The 25,007-nt window shown below is 70.4% G+C and carries 20 protein-coding genes; 1 reads left to right on the top strand and 19 read right to left on the bottom strand.

Translation table 11 applies throughout. From position 1 onward, the window contains the following. Window positions 1-46: 46 nt before the first annotated feature. The 11 genes from AC1DWJ_RS07070 to AC1DWJ_RS07020 form a co-directional block, all read right to left on the bottom strand. Window positions 47-1,312 carry an ABC transporter substrate-binding protein gene (locus tag AC1DWJ_RS07070; RefSeq protein ID WP_477620351.1) on the bottom strand — a complete coding sequence of 422 codons (1,266 nt, stop codon included), beginning with the start codon at window positions 1,310-1,312 and terminating at the stop codon, window positions 47-49. 107 nt (window positions 1,313-1,419) lie between these two features. Continuing rightward, window positions 1,420-2,307 (bottom strand): carbohydrate ABC transporter permease, encoded by an 888-nt coding sequence (locus AC1DWJ_RS07065; protein WP_477620350.1) that lies wholly within the window; start codon window positions 2,305-2,307, stop codon window positions 1,420-1,422. Continuing rightward, window positions 2,300-3,181, bottom strand: a complete 882-nt coding sequence (locus AC1DWJ_RS07060) for a carbohydrate ABC transporter permease (RefSeq protein ID WP_477620349.1) — start codon at window positions 3,179-3,181, stop codon at window positions 2,300-2,302. Before AC1DWJ_RS07060 ends, AC1DWJ_RS07065 begins: the two co-directional genes overlap by 8 nt. Further along, window positions 3,178-4,392, bottom strand: a complete 1,215-nt coding sequence (locus tag AC1DWJ_RS07055; protein ID WP_477620348.1) for an ROK family transcriptional regulator — start codon at window positions 4,390-4,392, stop codon at window positions 3,178-3,180. The genes AC1DWJ_RS07060 and AC1DWJ_RS07055 overlap by 4 nt, the downstream gene beginning before the upstream one ends. 121 nt (window positions 4,393-4,513) lie before the next feature. Continuing rightward, on the bottom strand, window positions 4,514-5,041 hold the full coding sequence (locus AC1DWJ_RS07050; RefSeq protein WP_457254008.1) for a DinB family protein: 528 nt from the start codon (window positions 5,039-5,041) through the stop codon (window positions 4,514-4,516). 25 nt (window positions 5,042-5,066) lie between these two features. Continuing rightward, complete coding sequence (locus AC1DWJ_RS07045; protein WP_457254009.1) at window positions 5,067-5,711, bottom strand: response regulator transcription factor; 645 nt, start codon at window positions 5,709-5,711, stop codon at window positions 5,067-5,069. Then, window positions 5,699-7,240, bottom strand: a complete 1,542-nt coding sequence (locus tag AC1DWJ_RS07040; protein ID WP_477620347.1) for a histidine kinase — start codon at window positions 7,238-7,240, stop codon at window positions 5,699-5,701. Before AC1DWJ_RS07040 ends, AC1DWJ_RS07045 begins: the two co-directional genes overlap by 13 nt. Window positions 7,241-7,281: 41 nt before the next feature. Then, window positions 7,282-10,416, bottom strand: a complete 3,135-nt coding sequence (locus tag AC1DWJ_RS07035) for a hypothetical protein (protein ID WP_477620346.1) — start codon at window positions 10,414-10,416, stop codon at window positions 7,282-7,284. Continuing rightward, window positions 10,386-10,745 carry a response regulator gene (locus AC1DWJ_RS07030; protein WP_477620345.1) on the bottom strand — a complete coding sequence of 120 codons (360 nt, stop codon included), beginning with the start codon at window positions 10,743-10,745 and terminating at the stop codon, window positions 10,386-10,388. Before AC1DWJ_RS07030 ends, AC1DWJ_RS07035 begins: the two co-directional genes overlap by 31 nt. Before the next feature lie 155 nt (window positions 10,746-10,900). Beyond that, the gene (locus tag AC1DWJ_RS07025; protein WP_477620344.1) at window positions 10,901-12,202 is read right to left on the bottom strand and encodes a D-arabinono-1,4-lactone oxidase; all 1,302 of its coding nucleotides are present in this window, start codon (window positions 12,200-12,202) and stop codon (window positions 10,901-10,903) included. Beyond that, on the bottom strand, window positions 12,199-13,344 hold the full coding sequence (locus tag AC1DWJ_RS07020; RefSeq protein ID WP_457254014.1) for an alanine racemase: 1,146 nt from the start codon (window positions 13,342-13,344) through the stop codon (window positions 12,199-12,201). The genes AC1DWJ_RS07025 and AC1DWJ_RS07020 overlap by 4 nt, the downstream gene beginning before the upstream one ends. Window positions 13,345-13,491: 147 nt before the next feature. Between AC1DWJ_RS07020 and AC1DWJ_RS07015 the strand changes: the two genes are divergently transcribed. Beyond that, a complete protein-coding gene (locus AC1DWJ_RS07015; RefSeq protein WP_457254015.1) occupies window positions 13,492-15,516 on the top strand; it encodes a PhoX family protein in 2,025 nt (674 codons plus the stop codon). A gap of 158 nt (window positions 15,517-15,674) precedes the next feature. On the opposite strand, the gene AC1DWJ_RS07010 is transcribed toward AC1DWJ_RS07015, so the two are convergent. The 8 genes from AC1DWJ_RS07010 to nuoH form a co-directional block, all read right to left on the bottom strand. Continuing rightward, window positions 15,675-16,676, bottom strand: coding sequence for a polyprenyl synthetase family protein (locus AC1DWJ_RS07010; RefSeq protein ID WP_457254016.1), 1,002 nt, complete (start codon window positions 16,674-16,676; stop codon window positions 15,675-15,677). Window positions 16,677-16,792: 116 nt separating this feature from the next. Continuing rightward, on the bottom strand, window positions 16,793-18,391 hold the full coding sequence (nuoN, locus tag AC1DWJ_RS07005) for an NADH-quinone oxidoreductase subunit NuoN (protein WP_457254017.1): 1,599 nt from the start codon (window positions 18,389-18,391) through the stop codon (window positions 16,793-16,795). After that, window positions 18,391-19,920: an NADH-quinone oxidoreductase subunit M gene (locus tag AC1DWJ_RS07000; RefSeq protein ID WP_457254018.1), complete on the bottom strand. Its 1,530-nt coding sequence runs from the start codon at window positions 19,918-19,920 to the stop codon at window positions 18,391-18,393. The genes nuoN and AC1DWJ_RS07000 overlap by 1 nt, the downstream gene beginning before the upstream one ends. Then, a complete protein-coding gene (gene nuoL / locus AC1DWJ_RS06995; protein WP_477620343.1) occupies window positions 19,920-21,869 on the bottom strand; it encodes an NADH-quinone oxidoreductase subunit L in 1,950 nt (649 codons plus the stop codon). The genes AC1DWJ_RS07000 and nuoL overlap by 1 nt, the downstream gene beginning before the upstream one ends. 13 nt (window positions 21,870-21,882) lie before the next feature. Next, window positions 21,883-22,182, bottom strand: coding sequence for an NADH-quinone oxidoreductase subunit NuoK (gene nuoK / locus AC1DWJ_RS06990; RefSeq protein WP_344129611.1), 300 nt, complete (start codon window positions 22,180-22,182; stop codon window positions 21,883-21,885). Further along, on the bottom strand, window positions 22,179-22,949 hold the full coding sequence (locus AC1DWJ_RS06985) for an NADH-quinone oxidoreductase subunit J (protein WP_477620342.1): 771 nt from the start codon (window positions 22,947-22,949) through the stop codon (window positions 22,179-22,181). The genes nuoK and AC1DWJ_RS06985 overlap by 4 nt, the downstream gene beginning before the upstream one ends. Continuing rightward, a complete protein-coding gene (gene nuoI, locus AC1DWJ_RS06980) occupies window positions 22,946-23,638 on the bottom strand; it encodes an NADH-quinone oxidoreductase subunit NuoI (protein WP_457254022.1) in 693 nt (230 codons plus the stop codon). The genes AC1DWJ_RS06985 and nuoI overlap by 4 nt, the downstream gene beginning before the upstream one ends. Beyond that, window positions 23,631-25,001 carry an NADH-quinone oxidoreductase subunit NuoH gene (nuoH, locus tag AC1DWJ_RS06975; protein WP_477620372.1) on the bottom strand — a complete coding sequence of 457 codons (1,371 nt, stop codon included), beginning with the start codon at window positions 24,999-25,001 and terminating at the stop codon, window positions 23,631-23,633. The genes nuoI and nuoH overlap by 8 nt, the downstream gene beginning before the upstream one ends. Between the last annotated feature and the right edge of the window lie 6 nt (window positions 25,002-25,007).

Below are 25,007 nucleotides of genomic sequence, written 5' to 3'. Positions count from 1 at the left end.
GGTGCGGTTCCGGTGGGGGTCCGGGCCCCGGCAGCGGCGGAAGTGCCTACTTCAGCAGGGCGTCAACGGCCTTCTGGGCAGCGGCCAGCGCCGCGGACACGTCCTTGCGTCCCGCCGCCGCGGCCGTGAGCTCCTTGTTGACCGCGTCCTGCATCTCCTGCTGCCGCTCGATGACGGGCGGGAGCGCGGTGGCCTCGAGCGAGTCGAAGACCGCCTTGCGGTTGGCCGGCTTGCCCGCGTCGAGGTAGCTCGACAGCTTGGCCTGGTCTGCGACTGGCGGCAGCTCCCAGCTGGTGGCCAGACGCGCGGAGACCATGTCGTCGGAGGACGTCAGGAAGGTCACCCACTTCTGGGCCGCGGCCTGGCTCTTGCTCTTTGCGGAGACGACCGCCCCGTTGGTGAACATCGCGGAGGCCTTGGTGGTGTTGCCCGGCTCGACGGCGATGTCCCAGTCGAACTTGGCGTCCGCCATGCCCGAGAACATCCAGATCCCGCTGTGCCACATCGCGAGCTTGCCGTCCTTGAACAGCTTGGAGTCGAAGTCGGGCGTGCCTGCGCCCTGCGCCTCGGTAGGCATCGTGGTGCCCGACTTGGAGACCAAGAAGGTCGCGGCCTGCTTGCCCGCGTCCGAGTTGAAGGTCGCGGACTTCTTGTCGGCGGAGAGGAACTCGCCACCGGACTGGGCCAGCGCCTTGTAGAACTCGAAGAAGGACACTGGCTGGTAGTCACCCCAGACCTTCTTCGACTTGTTGGTCAGCTTCTTGGCTGCGGCCTGCTCGTCGGCCCAGGTCCACGACGACGTCGGCTCCGCGACTCCTGCAGCCTTGAACAGGTCCTTGTTGTAGAACAACACGACGTTGGAGAACGACTCGGGCAGTCCGTACTGCTTGCCGTCAGCGCTGAACGCGTCGAGCAGGGACTTCTTGTAGGCCGCTCCGTCGACTCCCTTGAGCTCGGCGAGCGAGCCATTGGAGGAGTAGGTGACGAAGTTCTCGTAGTTGAGCTCGAACGCGTCACCCGCGGTTCCGCCTGCCACCGCCGTCTGCAGCTTGGTGAAGTAGTCGTCGTACGGCGTGGTCTCGATCTGCACGGTGATGTCGGGGTTGGCCTTCTCGAAGGCCGCCTTGATCGCGTCGAGGTCCTTCTCGTGACCGCCGTTGGCCGAGAAGTTCATGTAGCGGATCGTGGTCTTGCCACCGGACGACGCGGCGTCGACCGACTTCGTGGCTGACCCCTGGGCGCAGGCGCCCAGCGCCAGCACCAAGCCAGCGGCGATGACAGGCGCCACGGTGCGCCTGGCGATGTTCCTCATGGTGTTCCTTTCGGGCCTGCCGCGTTCCGGGTGGCGCGCGGTCGGGACTGCAGTGTCGGACTGTCTTTCGAACGTGTCTGTCGAACGTGTCTGTCGGACGGTGGGGGCTACTTGATGCCGGTGTGCGCGACTCCGGCGATGATGTGCCGCTGGGCCAGGAGGTAGACCACGGCGATGGGCAGGATCGAGAAGACCGAGCCGGCCATCACGACGTCCCACTGCGTGGTGAACTGGCCCTGGAGGGTGGCCAGGCCGAGCGGCAGCGTCATGAATTCGGGCGAGCGGATGACGACCAATGGCCACAGGAAGCTGTTCCAGCTGCCCATGAAGGCGAACACCGCCACGGTCGCCAGGGCTGGCCGGATCAGCGGCAGGATGATCGTGAGGAAGATCCGCAGGTGGCCGGCCCCGTCGATGGTGGCGGCCTCGTCCAGCTCACGCGGCACCGACTCCACCGCCTGCCGCAGCAGGAACACCCCGAACGCCGAGGCGATCGACGGCGCGAGCAGCGCCATGTAGGTGTCCTGCAGGTTGAGCGTCTTCATCTCGATGAAGAGGGGCACGACCAGCACCTGCATGGGCACCATCAAGGTGGCGAGGTAGAGCGCGAAGACAACTCCCTTGCCCCGGAACTTCAGCCGGGCGAACCCGTAGGCCGCCATCGAGCCGGTCACCAGCTGCAGCAGGGTCGACACCACGGCCACCCACAGCGAGTTGGCGACGATCCGCCACATCGGCAGGGTCTCCAACAGCGTGCGGTATGCCGCGAGGGTCGGATTCTTGACGAACAGCGTGGGCCCACCCGCCAGGCTTCCCTCCGGTGTGACGGAGGTGACCACGGTCCACAGGAACGGGAACAGCATGACGACCGCTCCGGCGAGCACCGCGGCATACCGGAGCACGGTCCACGTCGACAGCGGTCGGCGCGGACGGGACGACAGCGCCACCGGGGTGACCGGCGCGGGCGGAGCCAACGGGGCACGGGTGTCAGGCATAGTTCACCCACCGACGCTGGCCGCGGATCTGGACCACGGTGATGAGCAGGATGACCGCGAACAGGATCCACGAGAGGGCACTCGCCTCGCCGGCTCGACCGTAACGGAAGGTGAGGTCGTAGACCTGTCCGACGACGACCTGGCTCGACCCGGACGGACCACCGCCGGTCATGACGTAGACCTGGTCGAAGACCTGGAAGCCGTTGATCAACGAGATGACGACGACGAAGAAGGTGGACGGGGACAGCAGGGGCAGGGTGATCCGCCAGAAGCGCTGCCACGAGCCGGCGCCATCGGCCCAGGCGGCCTCGAGGACGTCCTGGGGAATCGCCTGGAGCCCGGCCAGCATGATGACCATGACAAAGCCCAGGTCCTTCCACGCCGAGGAGAGGATGACGGCCGGGAGCGCCCAGTTGGGGTCGGTCCACCAGCCCGGCTGCGGGGCGCCCACGGCACCGAGCAACGTGTTGACCAACCCGTTGGTCGGGTTGAGCAGCCACTTCCAGACCAGTGCCACCACGACCCAGCTCGTGACGACGGGCAGGAAGTAGGCGGCCCGGAAGAAGGAGCGGCCGGCCAGCTTCTGGTTGAGGGCCAGGGCCAGCGCCAGGCCGCCGGCGAACACGAGCGGCAGGTAGCCGGCGCAGTAGATGAGCGTGTGGAGGAAGACGCTGCGTGTTCCGGGGTCGGTCAGCAGGTTGCGGTAGTTGTCCAGGCCCACCCACTGCATGGGAGAGATGAGGTTCCACTCGTGCAGGCTGACCCAGATCGACGAGGCCATCGGGGTCGCAGTGAACAGGATGAGCGGGATCGCGCTGGGCGCCAGGAAGAACACCACCCAACCCACGTTGCGCCACCCGGCTCGGCTCGTCACGAGGCACCGCCCACGGCAGCCGACTGCATCCGCTCCCGCACCAGCTCACCCTGCGACCCGGCCGTCTCGGCGTCGAAAGGCGCTGCGAGGACGAGTGATGCGGCGCCGACCGCCCACTGGTCCTCGGTCCAGGACTCCACTGCACAACGGATTCCCCGGCGGGTCGGCATCAGGCAGGCCCGGAACGACTCCTCGAACCCGTCCTCCCAGAACTCCCACTCGGTCATGCCCTCGCCCATGAGGAGGACCAGCTCGGGATCGAGGACGTTCACGACGCCGGCGAGCGTGCTGCCGAGCATCCGGCCTCCCTCGCGGTAGACGGCCAGGCCGTCGGCGTTTCCCCCGCGCGCCGCCCCGACGAGGTCGCTGATGGTGCCGCCGACGTCGATCACGCCGCGGTCGATCGCGGCCGCGACCAGCCCGGACTCGCCGATGTGCGCCTCGAGGCAGCCGGTGTTGCCGCAGCCGCAGAGCGGGCCGTCGGCAGTGACCGGGAAGTGGCCGAGCTCCCCCGCGCCACCGTGGGCCCCTCGGCTGACCGAGCCCTGTTGGACGATGCCGAGCCCGACCCCGAAGCCGATGGTCACGACGAGGTAGGACTCGTGCGACCGACCGATGCCGTAAACGCTCTCCGCCGCGGCAAGGGTGTTGACGTCGTTGTCCACGAGGACGGGCACGCCCAACGCCTCACGCAGGCGAGAACCCACTGGCGCGCGGTCCCATCCCAGCGTGGGCGCGTCGACGATGCCCGACGCCTGGGAGTCGACAGCGCCGGGCAACCCGACGCCGACCCCGAGCAGTCGGCCCTCGTGCTGCGCCACGGCCTCACGCAGGATGTCCGCCAAGGCGTCCAGTGCGGCCGGGCGGGCCGCGTCGAAGGGAACCGCCCTGGACGAACGCACCGTGCCATCGAGGTCGACGGACACGAGCGCGACGTGGTTCGGGGTGACCTTGGCGCCGATCGCACCGCCGGCACTGCGCACCAGTCCCAGGAGTGTGGCCGGACGACCACCCTGGCTCGGGACCGACTCCAGCTCGGTCACCAGCTCGCGGGTGAGGAGCTCCTTGATGGTCTGGGTGACCGTCGCGGGGCTGACCCCCAGCACCCGCGCGATGTCGGCCCGTGACGACGGACCACGGGTCCCGAGCAGCCCGAGCACGGCGGCACGCACGAGGTGGCCACGGGTGGCAACTGGTCCGGTCGGAGACATCGTCGGCTCTACCCTTTGTTTGATACTAAATTTAGGGTGAACCTAAGTCTCGGCGGAACTCCTGTCAACCACTTCCGCCCAACTGGTGCGCGAAGTCGGAGAATCGTGACCGCGATCGCTGCTACTTGTCGGGCACGTGGTGGCCGGTGCCCCCGTCGATGAGCTCCCGCAGGATGTCGGCGTGGCCCGCGTGCCGGACGGTGTCCTCGATCATGTGCACGAGCACCCAGCGCAGGCTGACCGGGCGTCCCGTGTATGCCGTGCCGGTCGCGTCCAGCGGCAGCTCGAGGATCGCCGCGTCCGCGGCCGCCCAGGCCCGGCGGTAGAACGCCACGATGTCGGCCGTGGCTTCACCGTCGGCCGCCCGCATGTCGGCCTCCAGGTCCTGGGAGATGTCGGTCAGCGGCTCAGTGGGCCGGCCGAACGTCTCGCAGAACCAGCCGTACTCGGCGTTCGCGAGGTGCTTGACCAGCCCGACCAGGTTGGTGCCGCTGGGCACCATCGGGCGCCGGACCTCCTCGTCGGAGAGCCCGTCCAGCTTCCAGACCATGACGTCGCGGTGGCTCTGCAGTGCGGCGAGCAGGGTCGTCTTCTCGTCGGCCTCGTAGGGAGAGGGCACGGCTGCAGAGGTCTGGGTCGGAGTACTCATCCCGCGAGGCTAGCGACGGCGGGTGTCAGCCGGACCCGAGCCAGGCGAGCGCCGACAGGACCCGGCGGTTGACGTACTGGTCGTCCGGCAACCCCAGCTTTGCGAAGACGTGCTGGGCGTGCACCTCGACGGTGCGCATGCTGATGTCCAGGCGGCGGGCGATCCCCGCGTTCGTCAGGCCCTCCGCGATCAGGCCGAGGACGTCCCGCTCGCGATCCGTGAGTCCGCCCGGGCCCCGCGCCGCCACGGCCGGCAGCAGCTCGGCGACGATCGAGGGGTCGACGACGCACTCCCCCGCCGCGATCCGGTCGAGCGCATCGACCAGGGTGCTCGCCTCGAGCACCCGGTCCTTGAGGAGGTAGCCGACCCCTCCGGAGACACCGTCGAGCAGGGGCAGGACGAAGTCCACCTCGACGTGCTGGGACAGGACGAGCACCCCGGTGGCGGGGTACTGCGCCCGGATCGTGGCAGCGGCCCGGAGCCCCTCGTCGGTGAACGTCGGCGGCAACCGGATGTCCAGCACGGCGACGTCGGGACGGTCCACTGCCACCACGGCCATCAGCCGGTCGAGGTCCCCCACGTCGGCGACGACCTCCACGCCCGCGCGGTCGAGGGTGCGGACGATGCCCTCCCGGGTCAGCAGCTGGTCCTCGACGACTACGACGCGCACGGCAGCACCACGGTCAGCACTCCCCCAGAATGACCCAGTCGTCCACCGAGCGCCTCCACCATGTCGGGGAGCACTCCGGCCACGTCCGGGGGGCCGCCGGCGACGCGCAGCGTCACCGCGGTGGCACCGAGAGGCGTTCGGCCCACCCCGTCGACCGGACCGTCGACTGCCACTCCCTCGACCTGGACCTCGACCTCCACCTCGACCTCCACCTCGACGGTGACCCCTGCGGACTCGCCCCGCGAGACGGAGTCGGACACCACGGCATACGCGGCTCGCTCGACCGGTGCCGGAAGCCGTCTGTCGGGCACGGCACCGACCACGAGCGGGACCGTGGCCCGGCGAGCCAGGCTGCGCAGGGCCGGGCCGAGCCCGCCGGTCGCGAGCAGAGGGGGGTACAACCCGTGCGACAGCGCACGCAGGTCCTCGAGGGCCTGCCTGGCCTGACTGAGACAGCTCTCGAGGACCGGTCCGTCGGGATGGCCCGGCGGCACGTCGGCCAGGGCGCCACGCAGGTCGAGGCCGAGGGCGAGGAGCTGTTGCTGGACCCCGTCGTGCAGGTCGCGCTCGATGCGCCGACGCTCCCGGTCGCCCAGCTCGACCACCAGCGAGCGGGACGTCGACACCTGACGCACCCGGGCTGCCAGGGCCGCGGAGAGCCGCTCGTTGTCCAGGGTGAGTCGGGCTGGAACGTCGAGCGCACGTTCGAGGTCGGGGTGGCCTTCGCGCGAGCCCTGCTCCACCGCGGCCGTGACGGCGCCCGCCCAGCGCAACCGGGTGGCCCCCGGTGGCGGCGGGCGACGCGGCACGCCCGCAGGCGTGACCCAGCCGCCATCGTCGGGCACCCAGTAGGACACGTCGAGGTCGGCATCGCCCCAGGCCTCACGCAGCAGGTCCGCAAAGGGGCGGCCTGAGCGGAGGGTCTCGACGAGCCCGCGCAACCGACGCTGAGCGATCGCAGCGCGGTAGTCCTCGACCCCGACCACCACGGTGGCTGCCACCAGGGCGACGGCGCCGCCGACGTCGACGCTGACGAGGGCGACGACCAGCCCGGCAGCGACGACGACGGTTTCCGCGGCTGCGCCGTTCCGCGCCGCGTGAGCTCCCAGGGCGAGGAGGCCGAGCACCGGTCCCACCGCCGCCAGCCCCTCGGCCAGGCCCGGGTGCGCAGCGAGGACGATCCCGCTGGGGCGGCAGTCGACGCAACCCAGCTGCAGGAAGGGGTCGTACACCAGCGCGCGAACCGGTCCGGCGAGGATCGCCCCGGCCAGCGCGACCCACGCACTGCGGCGAGGCATGAGCACGGCGGTCGCCCCCAACAGGCCGGCCATCGGGCCCACCGCGAGGCCGAGGTCACGCGCCGGCAGGACCGAGGTCGGGTCGTCGGCTGCCGACACCGCCACCAGAGCCACTCCACCGAGGACGAGGACGGCATACCGGCGCCGCTGCCGACCGCCGACGAGGCCGAGGGCGATGGCCACCACGACGGCCACGCCCAGACCCGCGCTCACCCCCACGTCAGTGATCAATGGTGCCGCGCACCCCTCGGTTCGGCGCGTGGCCGCGGTCACTAGGGCGCGGCACGGTGCATCCCACCGGCGAAGAACGACTGGTCGAGCGCGACGTCGTAGAACCGCTCCGCCTGCCAGTCGAAGGACACGACGTCACCCACGCGTCGGAAGGTGCCGGCCATCAGGCCCCAGCACGCGGTGTTGCCGTCGACCCCGAAGCGCAGCGTCACCCTGTCACCAGCGGTGACGAACACCGCGGTGCAGTCGCCACCCTGGGCCTGGTCGACAGCTGCCTCGCCGTTCTTCACCACGAAGGTCCACACGCCGGCGTTGCTGACGGCATCGGAGTCTGACACTCCGGCCGCACGCATGACGTCGGGGTCGACGTCGACGCGCCACGTGCCGTCAAGCACTGTCTGTGGTCCTTGCGGCGCAAGGGAATAGACATCGGTTGCGGCGCCGTGCAAGTTGTCGCAGGTCACCCCGGCTGGCGCTGCCTCCGGCCCCCTCAGGGCAAGGATGCGGTCCACGAGGCCCGCGACCCCGGTGTCCCGACGGGCCGCCGCGACGACCGGTGCCAGCGCGGCACCGAACGCCTCGAGCTCGGCGGTCGTCAGCTGCGCCGACGCCGCTGAGGGTGAGGCGCACCAGCGCTGCAGGCCACGCGCCTCCGTGTCGCGCCGGGCCACCCCTGCACGTATGCCGTCGCGCACGATGGCTCCGAGCTGTCGCCGTTGCTCGGCGGACAGGGCTGCGTGCACGCTGCGGCGCATGACGACCACGTCGACCTTGGTGTACAGCGTGAGGTTCGACGCGACCACCGCCGGGAGGGTCACGGCTCCCGGTTGCTGGAACGACGTCTCGATTCCCGCGATCGCGCGCTTCTCCACCTTCCGGGTCCGGACCTCGCCCACGCTGTGGTCGGTCGTCGCTCCGAGGGCGCCAAAGATCGCCTCCACGCCGGGTCCGACGCGAGTGTTCACGACCTCACCCAGGTAGTCCGTCGGAGCGTCGAACGCCTCGGGGCCGTAGGTGAACGGGTGCCGTGCGCCACCTGGCACCAACGCGAGGCCCACGAGACCCAGGCGGTCGACGTCAGCCATCAGGGCGGCTGCCACCGGGTCGGCCGCGACCCGAGCCGCATGCTCGGGAGCCTGGATGAGCAGGGGCAGCTGGAGTGGTGTCAGCGACACCGCCCCTGCCGCGACGAGACGGTCGGCCCGGATCACGCTGAGGTCCGCCTGACCGGCCCGCAGCGCGCCCAGCGTGCCGCCTTCCTCGTCCTCCGACTCTGTCGCCGAGGGAAGCTTGGTCGCCGGGCCCATCACCACCGACGAGCCGTGCGAGGCGCGGACCAGCTCCTCGAGCACGTCGGCACCGATCCCGCCGGGCCCGTTGCCGTACATGGTTCTGAGCAGGACCGGGTCGGCGTCGCGTCCGCTGCGCGCCAGCGGACCGGCACAGGCCGACAGCACCAGGACCAGGCACAGGCCCAGCAGCGCGACGACGCTGGGCTGCCCGCTGGACGCATCCTCGCCGGCTGGCTGCCCACCCCGGAACGCAGGACCCGACGGTCCGGACGTCACCGGAAGCCGCAGCTCGAGCTCTGCACCACCCGAGGTTCTCGAGCGCGCAGTGAGGGTGCCGCCCAGCGCGGTCGCGCGCTCCAGCAGGCCACCCAGTCCGTGACCGGTCGGGTCGACCCCGCCCGGCCCGTCGTCGCGGACCACCAGCCGGAGCTCGTCCCCGCTGAGGCGGGCGACGACCACGACCTCGGCACCCGGGGCGTGCTTGGTCGCGTTCGCCAGCCCCTCGGCACAGGTGAACCACGCCGCGCGGGACACCGAGGGCCGCGGCCGCCACCCCTCAGGCAGGTGGCACTCCAGCAACGCACCGGTGCCGCTGCGCGCGACGAGCGCGGCCAGCGCCTCCCGCAGGCTGCTCGCGCCCACCGGATCCACCCCGTGGGCGATCTGCAGCAGCTCGTCCCGTGCGCCGGCGGCTCGCGCCGACAGGCCGGCCGGAACCCCGGAGACGGCTCCGGCACGCTCACACGCTTCCAAGGCGTTGACCACGCTGTCCATCCGCGCCACCGGTCCCCGAGCGAGACTGGCCAGGAACCGCTCCCGCTCCGCTTCTGCCGCGCGGACCAACCGCTCCCTCGAGGCCGCGAGCTCGTCAGCCCGCTCCCTGAGCTCCGCCTGGAGCAGGGCGCCTCGTCGGGCGAGCCGCAGCACCTCGCGCACCGACTCGGCCACACCGGCATCCCGGCCGAGTCCGGGGGCGAGTACCGCCACCAGCCGACCGTCCTGGTCCACCACGTCCTCCCCGTCGGCGGGAGTCGTCACCGCGCCTCCTGAGTCGACGAAGGCACCGGCCAGTGGAAAGGCCACCTGGACCTGGTTCCACCCCAACGTCCTGGCCAGGGCCTCCTCCAAACCACGTGGCGCCTCGGCGTCCCGCCCCAAGTGCCACTCCCGCGGCTCCGGGCCGGCGGCCACGGCGAGCGCTCCGAGCCCCAGCACCCCTTCGAGCAAGGAGCTCGCGGTCGTGGCGGCGGCTCCACCGACCCCAGCCGTCACGAGGCCCGTCAGCGCCAGGGCGCCGGCGACCCCGACTGCGATGACCGCTTCCCCGCGAAGGTCGTCCGGGCCCGGACGACGCGGGAGGCCACCGCGGCGCAGGACCAGGGCGACGTAGACCACCCCGGTCGCACCGGTCGCGGCATACGCCCACCGGCCGTAGCCGAGAGCTGCCACGCACGCAGGCAGCAACACCAGCGCAGGCCCGTACCGCACCCAGCCCCGAGCCGCGGGTGCCATGGGTGCCGCGGTACCCGCGTGCCCGGCCGGGACCCGCAGACCCGCGAGGGCGGCCAGGACGACGAGGCTGCCGGGGAGGAGGCCGAGGCGCAGGACCGGCGACTCCAGAGGCGTGGGAAGCAGGCCCGCGAGGCCCACGACGACCCACACGACGCCGGCCACCACCAGCAGCAGACCCACCCGCAACCGACCCCGCCACGCGGCCACGGCCCCAGCCGCGAGCAGGGCCCAGCCGGCGAACTGGTCGCCGAACAAGGGCTGCGGCGCGGCGGCGACTCGGGGGACCAGCCACCCCGCCAGGGCGACCGCCCCGGCCAGGCCGCTCATGACGAGCGGCGCGATCAGCGCAGCAGCGCCGTGATCGCGTCGCATGCCAGGTCCTGCTTGGCGATGAACCCGGCCACCGGTGCCGCCACGACCCGGGGGTCGGAGCCGGCATCGGCGTCGCTCGAGATGATGATCAGGGTGCTCCGGGGACTGGTCTCGGCCAGGTCCTCCGCGAGCTTCAGACCGGCCTCGGAGTCGGGCAGGTTGAGGTCGAGCAGCACCACCTCGGGATCCAGCCGGCGCACCTGGTCGAGGGCCTCGGCGCTGCTGGCGGCGGCGCCGACGACGGTGAAGCCCTCACGACTCAGCCACGCGCTCGCCGACGCCCGGAACTGGGCGTGGTCGTCGACGAGGAGGACGCGGTGGCCCGTCATGGGGCAACGCTACGCGCGCGGGGACACCCTCACCTCGGTGTTTCCCCGTAGTCGCAGCTGCCGGTGGGGCGGCCCCGGTCGCGAGCCCGTGGTGCGAGCCCGTGGTGCGAGCCCGTGGTGTGAGCCCGTGGTGTGAGCGAGGGCAGGCCGCCTGCTCACTGGCCCAGGACGTGGTCGAGGTAGGCGTTGGCGAACCGGCGACCCGGGTCGAGCTGGTGGCGTACCTCGAGGAAGTCGTCGAACCGGGGGTACAGGCCGTGCAGCTCCTCGGCGCCCAGCGTGTGCAGCTTGCCCCAGTGCGGCCTTCCGGCATGCTCGGCCACGATCGACTCGAACGCCGCGAAGGCGCCGTAGTCGTCCATCCGGTGGTACTGGTGGATCGCGATGTAGGCGTTCTGCCGGTCGTACGCCGTGGACAGCCAGATGTCGTCGGCACCGGTGAAGCGGAGCTCCAGTGGGAAGGTGAGCGGCGCGCGGTGTCGCTCCAACCAGCTGCGCACCTCCATCACGACGTCGGCCACGGCCGCCCGCGGCACGGCATACTCGCTCTCACGGAAGCGGACCTTGCGCTCGGCGACGAAGACGCGCCAGGAGTCGTCGGTGTACTCGCGCGCACCCAGGAGCCGCGCGCTCACGCTGTTGAGCCGCGGCACGATCGCCGGCGCGGCGGTCGCCGCCCGGTTGGTGACCTCGAACAGCCGGTTGGACAGCAGCTCGTCGTCGAGCAGCGCACGCCAGCGGGGTAGCGGGGCACCATCGTGGTCGGCACCGACGCGGTCGTTGTGCTTCACCAGCACCCGGTCGGTCAACGGGAACCAGTGCATGTCGACGTGGTCGTGCGCCTCGACGTCGTCCTGCACGCGCTCGAGCACCTCGTGCAGGTCGGCGCTGAACTCCCTGGCGTGCAACCGGAACGCCGGCACGCACTGCAGCTCGACCTCGGTGATGACGCCCAGCGCACCGAGCCCCACCCTGGCCGCCTGGAAGACGCGCGGCTCGACGTCGGCGGAGCACTCCAGGAGGGTGCCGTCAGCGAGCGCGAGCACCAGCCCCGAGACCGCGGCGGCGATGCCCTGCAACCGCAGGCCGGTGCCGTGCGTGCCGGTCGAGATCGCCCCGGCCAGCGACTGGCGGTCGATGTCACCGAGGTTGGGCAGCGCGAGGCCGAGGGCGTGGAGCGCTGGGTTCAGCACGTGCAGCGGGGTCCCTGCGAGGACCCGGACCCGGCTGCGTCCACGGTCGACGTGGGTGATGCCGGTCAGCTCGTCGAGACGCAGCTGGAGCCCGTCCGTGGCCGCGATCGACGTGAAGGAGTGCCCCGCCCCGACGACCTTGACCGGTATGCCGCGTGCCCCCGCCCGCAGGATCGCCGCCGAGACCTCGTCGGGCCGACGCGCGCTGGCCACCTCCACGGGGTGGCTGGTCTGGTTGCCGGCCCAGTTGGTCCACGTGGTCATCCGAAGTTCTTCCCCTCACCCCGGTAGGTCGGCACCGTCTCGACCAGGTGGTCTCCGCTCACCAGGTGGAGGGCGTCGAACCGCTCACACATCTCCCCCGCCTTGGCGTAGCGGAACCACACCTTGTCGCCGAGCGCCAGACCACGGACTCCGTTGCCCTGCAACGGAGTCTGCACCTCACCCACCGCCTCGGACTTGACCAGCTTCACCCCGTCACGGCCGAACGGAGCGGGCACCCGCGACCAGCCGGGCGGCCCCGACGCGACGTAGCCACCACCGAAGGCCGTGACGAACCCCGGGCCGGGGTGTCGCACGACGGGGAGCGCGAAGGCGGCTGCCGGCTGGGGGGTGAAGTCGTCGTAGCCGTCGAAGAGCGTCGGCCCGTAGAGCCCGGACCCGGCCGCGAGCTCCGTCACCGCCGGGTCCGGACCGGTCACGTGCAGCGAGCCGGTCCCCCCGCCGTTGACGAACTCCAGGTCGGCGACCTCGCGCACGGCTGCGACCACCTCGCCCCGGCGTCGACCGAGGGAGTCGGCGGAGCGCTTCTTCACCATCCGCACGGCCGGCGAGGAGTCGGGGAGGCCGGCGATCTGGGCGTCGTAGAACATCAGGCCGACGACCGAGAGCCCGGCCGCCGAGGCGGCGCGCGCCAGGGCGGCCGCGTCGGCGGGCTCGCGCAGGGGTGAGCGCCGGACCCCCAGGTGCACGCGCCCCAGGCGCAGCGAGGCGTCGACGTCGAGGGCCACCCGCAGACCGTGCGGCCGGTCCAGCGCGGCGAGGAGCTCCACGTGCTCGAGCGAGTCGACGGTGAGGGTCACCTGCGCCGCCTCCGTCGGGTCGGCGGCGAGGGCAGCCAGCGCGGCCCGGTCGACGCTGGGGTAGGCCACGTAGACGTCCTCGAAGCCGGTGGCGACCAGCCAGCGGGCCTCTGGCACGGCATACGCCATCACTCCGGCGAAACCGGGCAGGGACAGCGCCCTCGCCAGCAGGGTGCGGCACCGCACCGACTTGGAGGCCACCCTGATCGGTTTGCCCGACGCCCTCCGCACGAGGTCGGCGGCGTTCGCGTCGAAGGCGTCGAGGTCGACGACGGCGAGCGGGGGCTGCAGGGAGGCGGTGGCACGATCCCAGTGGAGGGTCACCCGCCCGACCCTACCGAGGGCTTACTGGCTGTTCACCGAAAGTCAGGCGACGTTCATCTCTTCGCCGTCGTCAGCGGGAGGTGCCCTTCCTAGGTTTGAGCGTGACCGCGTCCCGCAGCGCGCGACCCCAGACCTGGAGGAACTTCGATGTCCACAGCTTCACCCGAGCGCACCACCCTGCCCCTGCTCACCGTCCACCAGGGCGGCCGGAGTGCGATGACGTGCCACTTCAAGTGTGACGACGCCTGCAGCAAGCCCATCCCGAACCAGACCGACCACGGCTACTTCGGTGACCTGGTCGCGGCGGGTGCGTCCCGACGCGCGATCCTCAAGGGCAGCGGACTGGTGGCGGCCGTGGTCGGTCTCGGCACCCTGACCGGGGTGCAGTCCGCAGCCGCTGCAACTGGCTCGGCCCCGTCGGGGGCCTCGGCCGCAGCCCGTGGGACGAAGTCCCCGTTCGGGTTCGCCGCCATCGCTCCACAGCCGGCCGGCACCGACAAGGTCGTCATCCCCGACGGCTTCGAGTGGTCGACCATCGTCGCCTGGGGCGACCCGATCCTGGCCGACGCTCCCGCCTTCGACTTCGAGCACCAGAGCGCGGCGGCCCAAGAGGGTCAGTTCGGCTACAACAACGACTACACGACGCTGGTCCGGGGACGCGACGAGACGCGCGGGACCCTGGTGTGCAACAACGAGTACACCAACGACGAGCTGATGTTCCGCGGCTACACGGGGTCAGCATCGCTGACGCCCGAGCAGATCCGGATCACGATGGCTGCGCACGGGATGTCCGTGGTCGAGCTGCGACGCAAGAACGCCACCGCGCCGTGGCGCTACGTCAAGGGCGCCGCAGCGAACCGCCGGGTCACGGCCACCACGCCGTTCGCCTTCGACGGCCCCGCGGCGGGTCACCGGCTGCTGAAGACCACCGCCGACCCCTCCGGCACGCGCGTGCTCGGCACCTTCGGCAACTGCTCCGGTGGACTCACCCCCTGGGGCACCGTGCTGTCGGGTGAGGAGAACTTCAACGGCTACTTCTCCGCCGCGACCGCACCGGCCGACCAGACCGACGCCTACAAGCGCTACGGACTCACGGGCTCGAAGGGCCGCGGCTGGGAGCGGGTCGACAGCCGCTTCGACGCGACGCGGGAACCCAATGAGGTCAACAGGTTCGGCTGGGTCGTCGAGCTCGACCCCTCGGACCCGTCCTCGACGCCGGTCAAGCACACGGCGCTCGGCCGGCTCAAGCACGAGGGCGCCAACGTCACGGTGGCTCCCGACGGTCGCGTGGTCGCCTACCTCGGCGACGACGAACGGTTCGACTACCTCTACAAGTTCGTCTCGCACGGCCGCTTCCGCCCCGGCAGCTCGGACAAGGCCCGCGCGCACAACCTGACGCTGCTGTCCTCGGGCGACCTCTACGTCGCGAAGTTCACCGGGGACGGGTTCGCGGACGGCATCAGCGACGGCTCCGGCCAGTGGCTGCCCCTCGTCGTCGACAACGAGAGCAAGGTCGCCGGGTTCACCCACGAGGAGGTCCTCATCTGGACGCGCCTCGCCGCCGACAAGGTCGGTCCCACCAAGATGGACCGACCCGAGGACGTCGAGCCCAACCTGGTCAACGGCCGCACCTACGTCGTGTGCACCAACAACACCAGCCGCCAGCCCAGCCAGATCGACGAGGCCAACCCCCGCGCCAACAACAAGCACGGGCACATCATCGAGATCACGCCGACCGCGGGTGACGACACGACGGCCAGCTTCACCTGGAAGATCGTCCTCATCGCCGGAGACCCGACCGACCCGACGACCTACTTCAACGGCTACGACCGCACCGAGGTCTCGCCGATCTCGTGCCCGGACAACATCGCCTTCGACCACGACGGCAACATGTGGATCGCCACGGACGGCAACGCCCTCGGCACCTGCGACGGCATGTACCTCTTCCCACTGTCGGGCCCGCACCAGGGTCACCTGCAGCAGTTCCTGTCAGTGCCCGCGTACTCCGAGTGCTGCGGCCCCCTCGTCACCTGGGACCAGCAGACCGTGCTGGCCGCCGTCCAGCACCCGGGTGAGACCACCGGTGCCTCACCCGCCGCCCCGCAGAGCCAGTTCCCCTACCTCGGGGGCGGCCAGCCCCGCCCGGCAGTCATCCAGATCCACCGCACCTGAGCAGGAGGTATGCCGCGGGCTCAGCCCCGCGGCATACCTCACCTCACGTCGCTCCCCCATGCAAAAGGCGAGTTAGCGCCGCCCGACCCGGCGCCAACTCGCCTTGTGCATGAGAACGCGACGGTGGGGCGGTGGGGCGGTGGGGCGGTCGGGTCTCGTCAGCCGACGCGGGAGACGACGCTGGTCGCCAGGGCCCGCAGCGCGGACTTGGCCTCGCCGTCGGGCAGCGGGTCGAGGACATCCTGCGCCGCGGTCGCGACCGCCGACGTGTGCTCGCGGGCGCGCTCCATGGCCGGGTGCCCGCGCAGGAGGCCGAGGGTCTCGTCGAGCGCAGCCTGGTCGCGCAGGTCGGACTGCAGGAGCTCGCGCAGGCGGGCGTCGGCGGGGTCGGTGGAGGCCAGCGCGTAGAGGACGGGCAGCGTCCGCTTGCCCTCGCGCAGGTCGGTGCCCGGAGTCTTGCCGAGGTCGTCGGCGTCCGACGAGACGTCGATGAGGTCGTCGGCGAGCTGGAAGGCCATGCCGAGCCGCTCGCCGTACTCGCGCATGATCTCGACCGTGGCCGCGTCGCAGCCCGAGAACATCGCGCCGTAGCGGGCCGCCGTGGCGATCAGGACGCCGGTCTTGTCGGCCAGCACCTGGAGGTAGTAGTCGACCGGGTCCTCGCCGCTCGCGCTCGGCCGGTCGTCGCGGATCTGACCGGCGCAGAGGCGCACGAACGTCTCGGCCTGGATCTTCACGGCCTCGGGTCCGAGGTCGGCGATGATCTTCGACGCGGTGCCGAAGAGCATGTCGCCGACGAGGATCGCGGTGGAGTTGCCGTACTTCGCGTTCGCGCTGGGTGCCCCGCGCCGCACGTCGGCCTCGTCCATCACGTCGTCATGGCACAGCGACGCGACGTGGGTCAGCTCAACGCCCGCGGCGGCGGCGACCACGTCGGAGTTGGCGCCACTGCCCAGCTCGGAGGCGAGCAGGGTCAGCAGCGGCCGGAACCGCTTGCCCCCGGCCTCGATGAGGTGGTGGTTGGCCTCGGCGATGAACGGGTCGTCGTGGTCGACCTCGATGCGCAGCACCGCGTCGACCGCAGCCAGCCCCTCCCGCAGGCGGTCGGACAGGTCGTCGGAGACATCGGGCAGGACCAGGACCGGTGGGGTCGTGCTCACGTGGCAGTCCGCGTCGTCGAGACGGAGAGCGTCATCGCGCCCGCGGTCATTTCACCAGCCTGTGTCATCGCACCAGCCTGTGTCATCGCACCAGCCTGTGTCATCGCACCAGGGGGTCATCGCACCAGGAACTGCGACGACCGCTCGGCCAGGTCGAGGACCTGGGCCGGGAGGACACCGAGGACGAGCGTCACGAGGGTGCCGATGGTGATCGCGATCGTGGTGAACGGCGACGCCGTCTCGGCCACGACGACCTCACCGGCCGGCGGCTCGGTGAAGTACATGAGCACGATCAGCCGGACGTAGACGAACGCGGTGATGACGCTGCAGAGCACGCCGATGATGACCAGGGCCACCCCGGACCGGCCGCCGAAGGAGATGGCCGGCGAGAACGCGGCATACTTCGCGGCGAAGCCGGAGGTCAGCGGGATGCCCGCAAAGGCCAGCAGCAGGAAAGCGAAGACGCCCGCAACCACGGGGTGGTTGCGGCCGAGCCCGGCCCACTGGGACAGGTGCGAGGCCTCGGACCCACCCTGGCGCACGAGCGACACGACGGCGAAGCCCGCGATCGTCATGAAGCCGTAGGCGACGAGGTAGAACATCGTGCCCGAGACACCGGTGCGGTCGAAGGACAGCACCGCGACGAGGATGAACCCCGCGTGGGCGATGGAGGAGTAGGCGAGCAGCCGCTTCACGTCGGTCTGGGTCACCGACAGCACCGCACCGACGACCATGGTCAGGGCGGCCACGGCGATGACGCCACCACGCCAGTCCCAGCGGTTGGCCTCGACGCCGACGTAGACGACGCGCAGGATCGCGCCGAAGGCGGCGACCTTGGTGCACGCGGCCATGAAGCCGGTCACCGGGGTGGGCGCACCCTGGTAGACGTCAGGGGTCCAGGAGTGGAACGGCACGGCGCCGACCTTGAACAGCAGGCCGACCAGCACCAGCACGACGCCGGGCAGGAGCAGGCCCTCGAGGGCTCCGTTGGCCGCCTTCACCGCCGTGGCGATGTCGGCGATGTACAGCGAGCCCGCGTAGCCGTAGAGCAGGGCTGCACCGAAGAGGAAGAACGCCGAGCTGAACGCACCGAGCAGGAAGTACTTGAGCGAGGCCTCCTGCGAGAGCAGGCGGCGACGACGCGCGAGCCCACAGAGCAGGTAGAGCGGCAGCGACAGCACCTCGAGCGCGACGAACATGGTCAGCAGGTCACCCGCGGCCGGGAACAGCAACATGCCGACGACCGAGAAGAGCGTCAGCGGGAAGACCTCGCTGGTCGCCAGCCCGGCCCGCAGCGCGGCGGCCTCGTGGGGCGAACCGGGGACGGCCGCACCCATCGGGGTGAAGGCGTCCGCACCCTGGCCGCCGAACTTCTCGGCCATGGTCAGCACGCCGAGCGCCGCCATCAGCAGGATCGATCCCTGCAGGAAGAGGGCGGGGCCGTCGATGATGACCGCCTGGGCCAGCGTGCCACCGCGGTGCGCCTCGTCGGCGGAGACCGTCACGAGGACCACGAACGCGGCGACGAGCGACACCAGGGCCAGCGAGACCTGGATGACGTGGCGGTGGCGACGCGGCGCGAAGGCCTCGACCAGCACCCCGACGAGCGCGCCGGTGATCACGATCAGCATCGGGGCGATCGCACCGTAGTCGACGTCGGCCGGCTTGAAGGCCGTGACCAGCGCCGGGGCGGACAGAACCGTCATGGCGGGCATTACTTCGTGCTCCCGTCAGCAGCGGAGGTGGGGGCCGGGTCGGTGACGCCGACGTACTGCAGGGTCGTGGACACCGCCGGGTTGAGCATGTCGAGGGCCGGCTTGGGGTAGAACCCGAGCACGAGGAAGGCCGCGATGAGCGGGGCCACGACGAGCTTCTCGCGCCGGGTGATGTCGCGCACCGGCGTCGTCAGCTCCGGCGTGGGCCCGGTCATCATCCGCTTGTACATCAGCAGGATGTAGAGGGCGGCCAGGACGATGCCGGCAGTGGCGATGACCGCCGCGGCCGGGTAACGCTGGAACGTGCCGACCAGCACCATGATCTCGGAGATGAACGAGCTGAGTCCGGGCAGCGCCAGACCCGACAGGCCCGCCACGAGGAACACCCCGGCGAGCCCTGGCGTCACCCGCTGCCAGCCACCGAAGTCGGGGATCCGTTTGCTGCCCCGACGGGCGACCAGCATCGCGCCGATGAGGAACAGCGCCGCGGTCGAGAACCCGTGGTTGAGCATGTAGAGGGTCGAGCCCGCGCCGCCGGTCGTCGTGAGGGCGAAGATGCCCAGCACGATGAAGCCGAAGTGGCTCACCGACGTGTAGGCGATCAGCCGCATGATGTCGGTCTGGCCGATGGCGAGCAGCGCGCCGTAGAGGATCGAGATGACCGCCAGCACCAGCACCACCGGGGTGGCCCACTTCGAGGCCTCCGGGAAGAGCTGCAGGCAGAACCGGATCATCCCGTAGGTGCCGACCTTGTCGAGGACACCGACGAGCAGCACGGCGGTGGCCGGGCGGGCCTCGGTGGCGGCGTCGGGCAGCCAGGTGTGCACCGGCCACATCGGCGCCTTCACCGCGAACGCGAAGAAGAAGGCGACGAACATGAGCCGCTCGGGCGTCACGCCGAGGTCGAGCCCGGTCAGCTTGGTGACGAGGAACCCGTCGGCCCCGCCGGGGCCGTAGCGGTAGAGCGCGATCACGCCGACCAGCATGACCAGCCCACCCGCGAGCGAGAAGAGCAGGAACTTCACCGCGGCATACTGCCGACGCGGCCCACCGAAGGAGCCGATCAGGAAGTAGACCGGGATGAGCATCGCCTCGAAGAAGACGTAGAACAGGAACACGTCCGTCGCCGCGAACACGCCGACCATGAAGGTGGCGAGCACGAGCATCAGCGCGAAGTAGTACTTCTCGCGCTTGCCACCCTCGGGGACGTCACGCCACGCCGCGAGGATGCAGACCGGCGTGAGCACCAGCGCCATGAGGATCATGACCAGCGCGATGCCGTCGACGCCCAGGGCGTAGGACACCCCGAACTGCGGGATCCACTCGTGCTGCTCGGTGAGCTGGAACTGCTGGTCCGAGGTGTTCTCGAACTGCAGCGCGGCGGCGATGCCGAAGACGAGCGTCACCAGCGAGAAGCCGAGGGCGACGTGCTTGGCGCGGTCGGTCAGGCCGGCGGGCAGCCCGGCCACGACGGCAGCGCCGATGAGCGGGATCACCCCGATCACGGTCAGCCAGGGGAAGTTCGTCATCACTGGATCACCCACATGGCACCGAGGATCGCGACGACGCCGGCGAGCATCGTCAGGGCGTAGGAGCGGGCGAAGCCGTTCTGGAGGCGACGCAGTCGACTCGACGTGCCACCGACGAGGGCGGCGAGTCCGCCGACCCCACCGTCGACACCCCGGGTGTCGGCGAACACCAGTGCTCGGGTCAGGTGGAGACCTGGCCGCATGAAGACTCCCTCGTTGACGTCGTCCTGGTAGAGGTCACGGCGTGCGGCGCGGGTGGCCAGGGAACCCGTGGGCTGCACCTGGGGCACCTCGTCGCGCCAGTAGCGCATCCACGCGAGCAGGACACCGCCGGCGACCAGCAGCAGCGTCAGCGTCATGAGCAGCCACACCGGCAGGACCGGGTGCTCGCCCTCCTCGTGGCCACCGACGACCGGCTCGAGCCAGTGCGTGAAGGTGCCGCCGATGGACAGGACGAGGCCGAGCAGACCGGAGCCGACCGCGAGCACCATCATCGGGATGGTCATGGTGCGGGGTGACTCGTGCGGGTGCACGTCCTCGGTCCAGCGCTTCTTGCCGTGGAAGGTCATGAAGAACAGGCGCGACATGTAGAACGCGGTGATGCCAGCGCCGATCAGCGCGGCGCCACCGAACACCCACGGGCGCCAGCCCTCGCCGATGAACGCGGCCTCGATGATCTTGTCCTTGGACCAGAAGCCGGAGAACGGCGGTACACCGAGGATGGCGAGCCAGCCGAGGCCGAAGGTGATCCAGGTGACCTTCATGGCGCCCGACAGCCCACCGAAGCGACGCATGTCGACCTGGTCGTTCATGCCGTGCATGACCGAGCCGGCGCCGAGGAACATCCCGGCCTTGAAGAAGCCGTGGGTCAGCAGGTGGAAGATCGCGAAGGCGTAGCCGACCGGGCCGAGGCCCGCCGCGAGCATCATGTAGCCGATCTGCGACATCGTCGAGGCGGCCAGCGCCTTCTTGATGTCGTCCTTGGCGCAACCGACGATCGCCCCGAAGACCAGGGTGATCGCGCCGACGATGACGACGCACAGCTGCGCGTTGGGCGCGTGGTCGAAGACGAAGCTGCTCCGCACCACGAGGTAGACGCCGGCCGTGACCATGGTCGCCGCGTGGATGAGCGCGGACACCGGGGTCGGGCCGGCCATGGCGTCGCCGAGCCAGCTCTGCAGCGGGAACTGCGCCGACTTGCCGCACGCGCCGAGCAGGAGCATCAGGCCGATCGCGGTGAGGACGCCCTCGCCCGCGCCGCCCTCGGCGGCCTGCTGCACCCCGGCGAAGGTGACGGTGCCGAACGCCGCGAACATGATCATGATGCCGACCGACAGGCCGAAGTCACCGACCCGGTTGACGACGAACGCCTTGTTGGCGGCGGTGGCGTAGGCCGGGTTGTGGTTCCAGAACCCGATGAGCAGGTAGGAGGCGAGACCCACGCCCTCCCAGCCGACGTAGAGCAGCAGGTAGGAGTCGGCCAGCACCAGCAGCAGCATCGCGGCCACGAACAGGTTGAGGTAGGCGAAGAACCGGCGCTTGTCCGGGTCGTGCTCCATGTACCCGATCGAGTAGACGTGGATGAGCGACCCCACGAAGGTCACCAGCAGCACGAACGTCACCGACAGCTGGTCGACGAGCATGCCGGCGTCGAGGTTGAACGAGCCGGCCGGCACCCAGTTGAACAGGTGGAGGTGCGCGGCGCGGTCCTCGCCATCGCGGCCGAGCATGGCCATCCAGACGACGAAGCCGACGACGAAGGCCGCCCACGACATGGCGGTGGCGAACAGCGGCCCCCACTTGTCGGTGGCGCGTCCGCCGAACAGCAGCACGGCGGCACCGAGCAGCGGCAGGGCTACCAGCAGCCAGGCGTATGCCGTGACGCCGGTGGCCGCGGCAGCGCTGTCAGACGCTGTGGTGGCGGTGGCGAGGTGGGCGAGGGAGGTCACCTGGTGGCTCCTTCTACAGCTTCAGCAGGTTGGCGTCGTCGACCGAGGCCGACCGGCGGGCACGGAAGATGGCCATGATGATGGCCAGTCCCACGACGACCTCGGCAGCGGCGACCACCATGACGAACAGGGCGATCACCTGGCCGTCGAGGTTGCCGCGCATCCGGGAGAACGTCACGAACATCAGGTTGGTCGCGTTGAGCATCAGCTCGACACCCATGAACACGATGATGGCGTTGCGGCGCATCAGGACGGCCGCGCCACCGATCGCGAACAGCAGGGTCGCGAGGTAGATGTAGTTGACGAGGTTCATCGCTGCGACCCCTCCTCGATCTCGTGCTCGATGCCGTGCTCCGACTCGATGTGGCGGGCCGGCGCGACGTTCTGCTCACGGGCGGTGAGCACGCGCGAGACGGACAGCTCGCTCGGCGTGCCGTCGGGGAGCAGGGCCGGGGTGTCGACCGCGTTGCTGCGGGCGTAGACACCGGGCGCCGGCAGGCCGGCGACGTTGCGGTTCTCGAGGATGCGGCGCTCGGACCAGGCGCGCTGGCTCGGCTTGGTGCCGATCCGCTCGCGGTGGGCCAGCACCATCGCGCCGAGCGCGGCGGTGATGAGCAGGGCCGAGGTGATCTCGAAGGTCCAGACGTACTTGCCGAAGATGAGGTCGGCCACGCCGGACACGTTGCCGGTGCTCTCGTTGACGCTGGCCAGACCCTTCATCGGGCCGAACTGCGCCCGGCCGATCGCGGTGAACAGCAGGGTGGCAAGGCCGAGCGTGAGCAGCGCGCCCGCCCACTTCTGGCCCTTGAGCGTCTCGACCAGGGAGTCGGACGAGTCGACGCCGACCAGCATCAGGACGAAGAGGAACAGCATCATGACCGCGCCGGTGTAGACGAAGATCTGGATGATGCCGAGGAAGTCGGCCTCCTGCGCGATGTAGAAGATCCCGAGGTTGATCATCACCAGGGCCATGCCCAGGGCGGCGTGCACCGCCTTCTTGGCGAAGATCAGGCCGAGCGCACCGAGCACGCTGATCGGCGCGAGGATCCAGAACATGATCTGCTCACCCAAGCCGGTCATCGGCGCACCGCCTCGGTCGTGTCGCGGGTGGCCTGTCGCGTGGTCACGGTGTCCACTCCTTCGACGGGGTCGCCGCTGGGCGCGAGACCGTCCTCGGGCTGGGCGTCGTGCTCCTTCACCCAGGCCTCCTGCTCGGGCGTCGCACGGGCGACCTTGCCCTGGTAGTAGTCGCGCTCCTCGAGGCCCTCGACCATGGGGTGCGGCGCGGGCAGCATCCCGTCCTGGAGCGGGGCGAGCAGCTGCTCCTTGGTGAAGATCAGGTCGGCCCGGTTGTTGTCGGCCAGCTCGTAGAAGTTGGTCATCGTCAGGGCGCGCGTCGGGCAGGCCTCGATGCACAGGCCGCAGAAGATGCAGCGCAGGTAGTTGATCTGGTAGACGCGGCCGTAGCGCTCGCCGGGTGAGAACCGGCCGGTGCCACCGTCGGAGTCGTCGTTCGACGCACCCTCGACGAGGATCGCGTCGGCCGGGCAGGCCCACGCGCACAGCTCGCAGCCGACGCACTTCTCGAGGCCGTCGGCGTGCCGGTTGAGCTGGTGCCGGCCGTGGTAGCGCGGCTGGGTCGGCCGCTTCTCCTCGGGGTACTCCTCGGTCTCCAGCTTGCGGAACATGGTGGCGAAGGTGACGCCGAACCCTCCGACCGGGGCGAACAGGTCGGCGAAGAAACCGGGCTGCTTCTGGTCGTCAGCCACGAGTGGCCTCCTTCTCCGTTGCGGTGTCGGGGCCGCTGATCGCCAGGGACGGCTCCTTGAGCCGCTGGCCGGGCAGTGGTGGCACCGGGTAGCCGCCGGCGAATGGGTCGATCTCCTCCGGCGGCGGCGCGTTGCGGATCGCGGCCTTCTCGTTCTTGCGGGTGTCGCGCATCCAGGTCCAGACCAACACCCCTGCGGCGAGCACGATGATGAAGACGATGCTGAGGATCGGGTACTCGCGGCCGCGGACGGTGAGCTTCGGTCCGTCGATGAAGCCGAGCTGGCTCGCCTTCATGAACGCGGCGATGACGACCCACGTCAGGGTGGCGGGAATGAGGAACTTCCAGCCGAAGCGCATGAACTGGTCGTAGCGGACCCGCGGCAGCGAGCCACGCAGCCAGACGAAGAAGAACATGAACAGCCAGAGCTTGATGACGAACCAGAGCAGGCCCCACCAGCCGTGGTTGAACATGCCGTCGTTGATCGCCGCGATGCCGGGAGGGGCCATCCAGCCGCCGAGGAACATCGTGGTGGCCAGCGCCGAGACGGTGAACATGTTGACGTACTCACCGAGGAAGAACATCGCGAACTTCAGCGACGAGTACTCGGTGTGGAAGCCACCGGTCAGCTCGCCCTCGCCCTCGGCGAGGTCGAAGGGCAGGCGGTTGGTCTCGCCGACCATCGTCACGACGTAGACGAGGAAGCTCGGGACCAGCGGCAGGATGTACCAGAGGTCCTTCTGGGCGCCGACGATCTGCGAGGTCGACATCGACCCGGAGTAGAGGAAGACCGCGACCAGCGACAGACCCATGGCGATCTCGTAGGAGATCACCTGGGCGGTCGAGCGCAGGCCACCGAGCAGCGGGTAGGTCGAGCCGGACGACCAGCCGGCCAGGACGATGCCGTAGACACCGACGCCGGCGACTGCGAGCACGAGCAGGACGGCGACGGGGATGTCGGTCAGCTGCAACGGGGTGCGGTGGCCGAACATCGAGACGGTCGGTCCCATGGGGATGATCGCGAACGACACGAACGCCATGGCACCGGCGATGGCCGGGGCCAGCGCGAAGACCACCTTGTCGGCGTTCTTGGGCGTGAGGTCCTCCTTGAGGGCCAGCTTCACGCCGTCGGCCAGGGTCTGCAGGAGCCCGAACGGGCCGGTGCGGTTGGGGCCGGGACGCTGCTGCATCCGGCCGATGACCCGACGCTCGAACCAGATCACGACGAGCGTGTTGACCAGCAGGAAGACGAAGACCAGCAGCGCCTTGACCAGGTGCAGCCACCACGGGGTGTCGCTGAAGTCCGTGCTCGGGTTGTCGGCGAACGGCGCCTGCGCGCCGAGGCCGGGTGCGAGGTGCGGTATGCCGGT

It is taken from the genome of Pedococcus sp. P2_D7, assembly GCF_056404295.1.
This window is presented reverse-complemented; position numbering and strand designations above follow the sequence as displayed.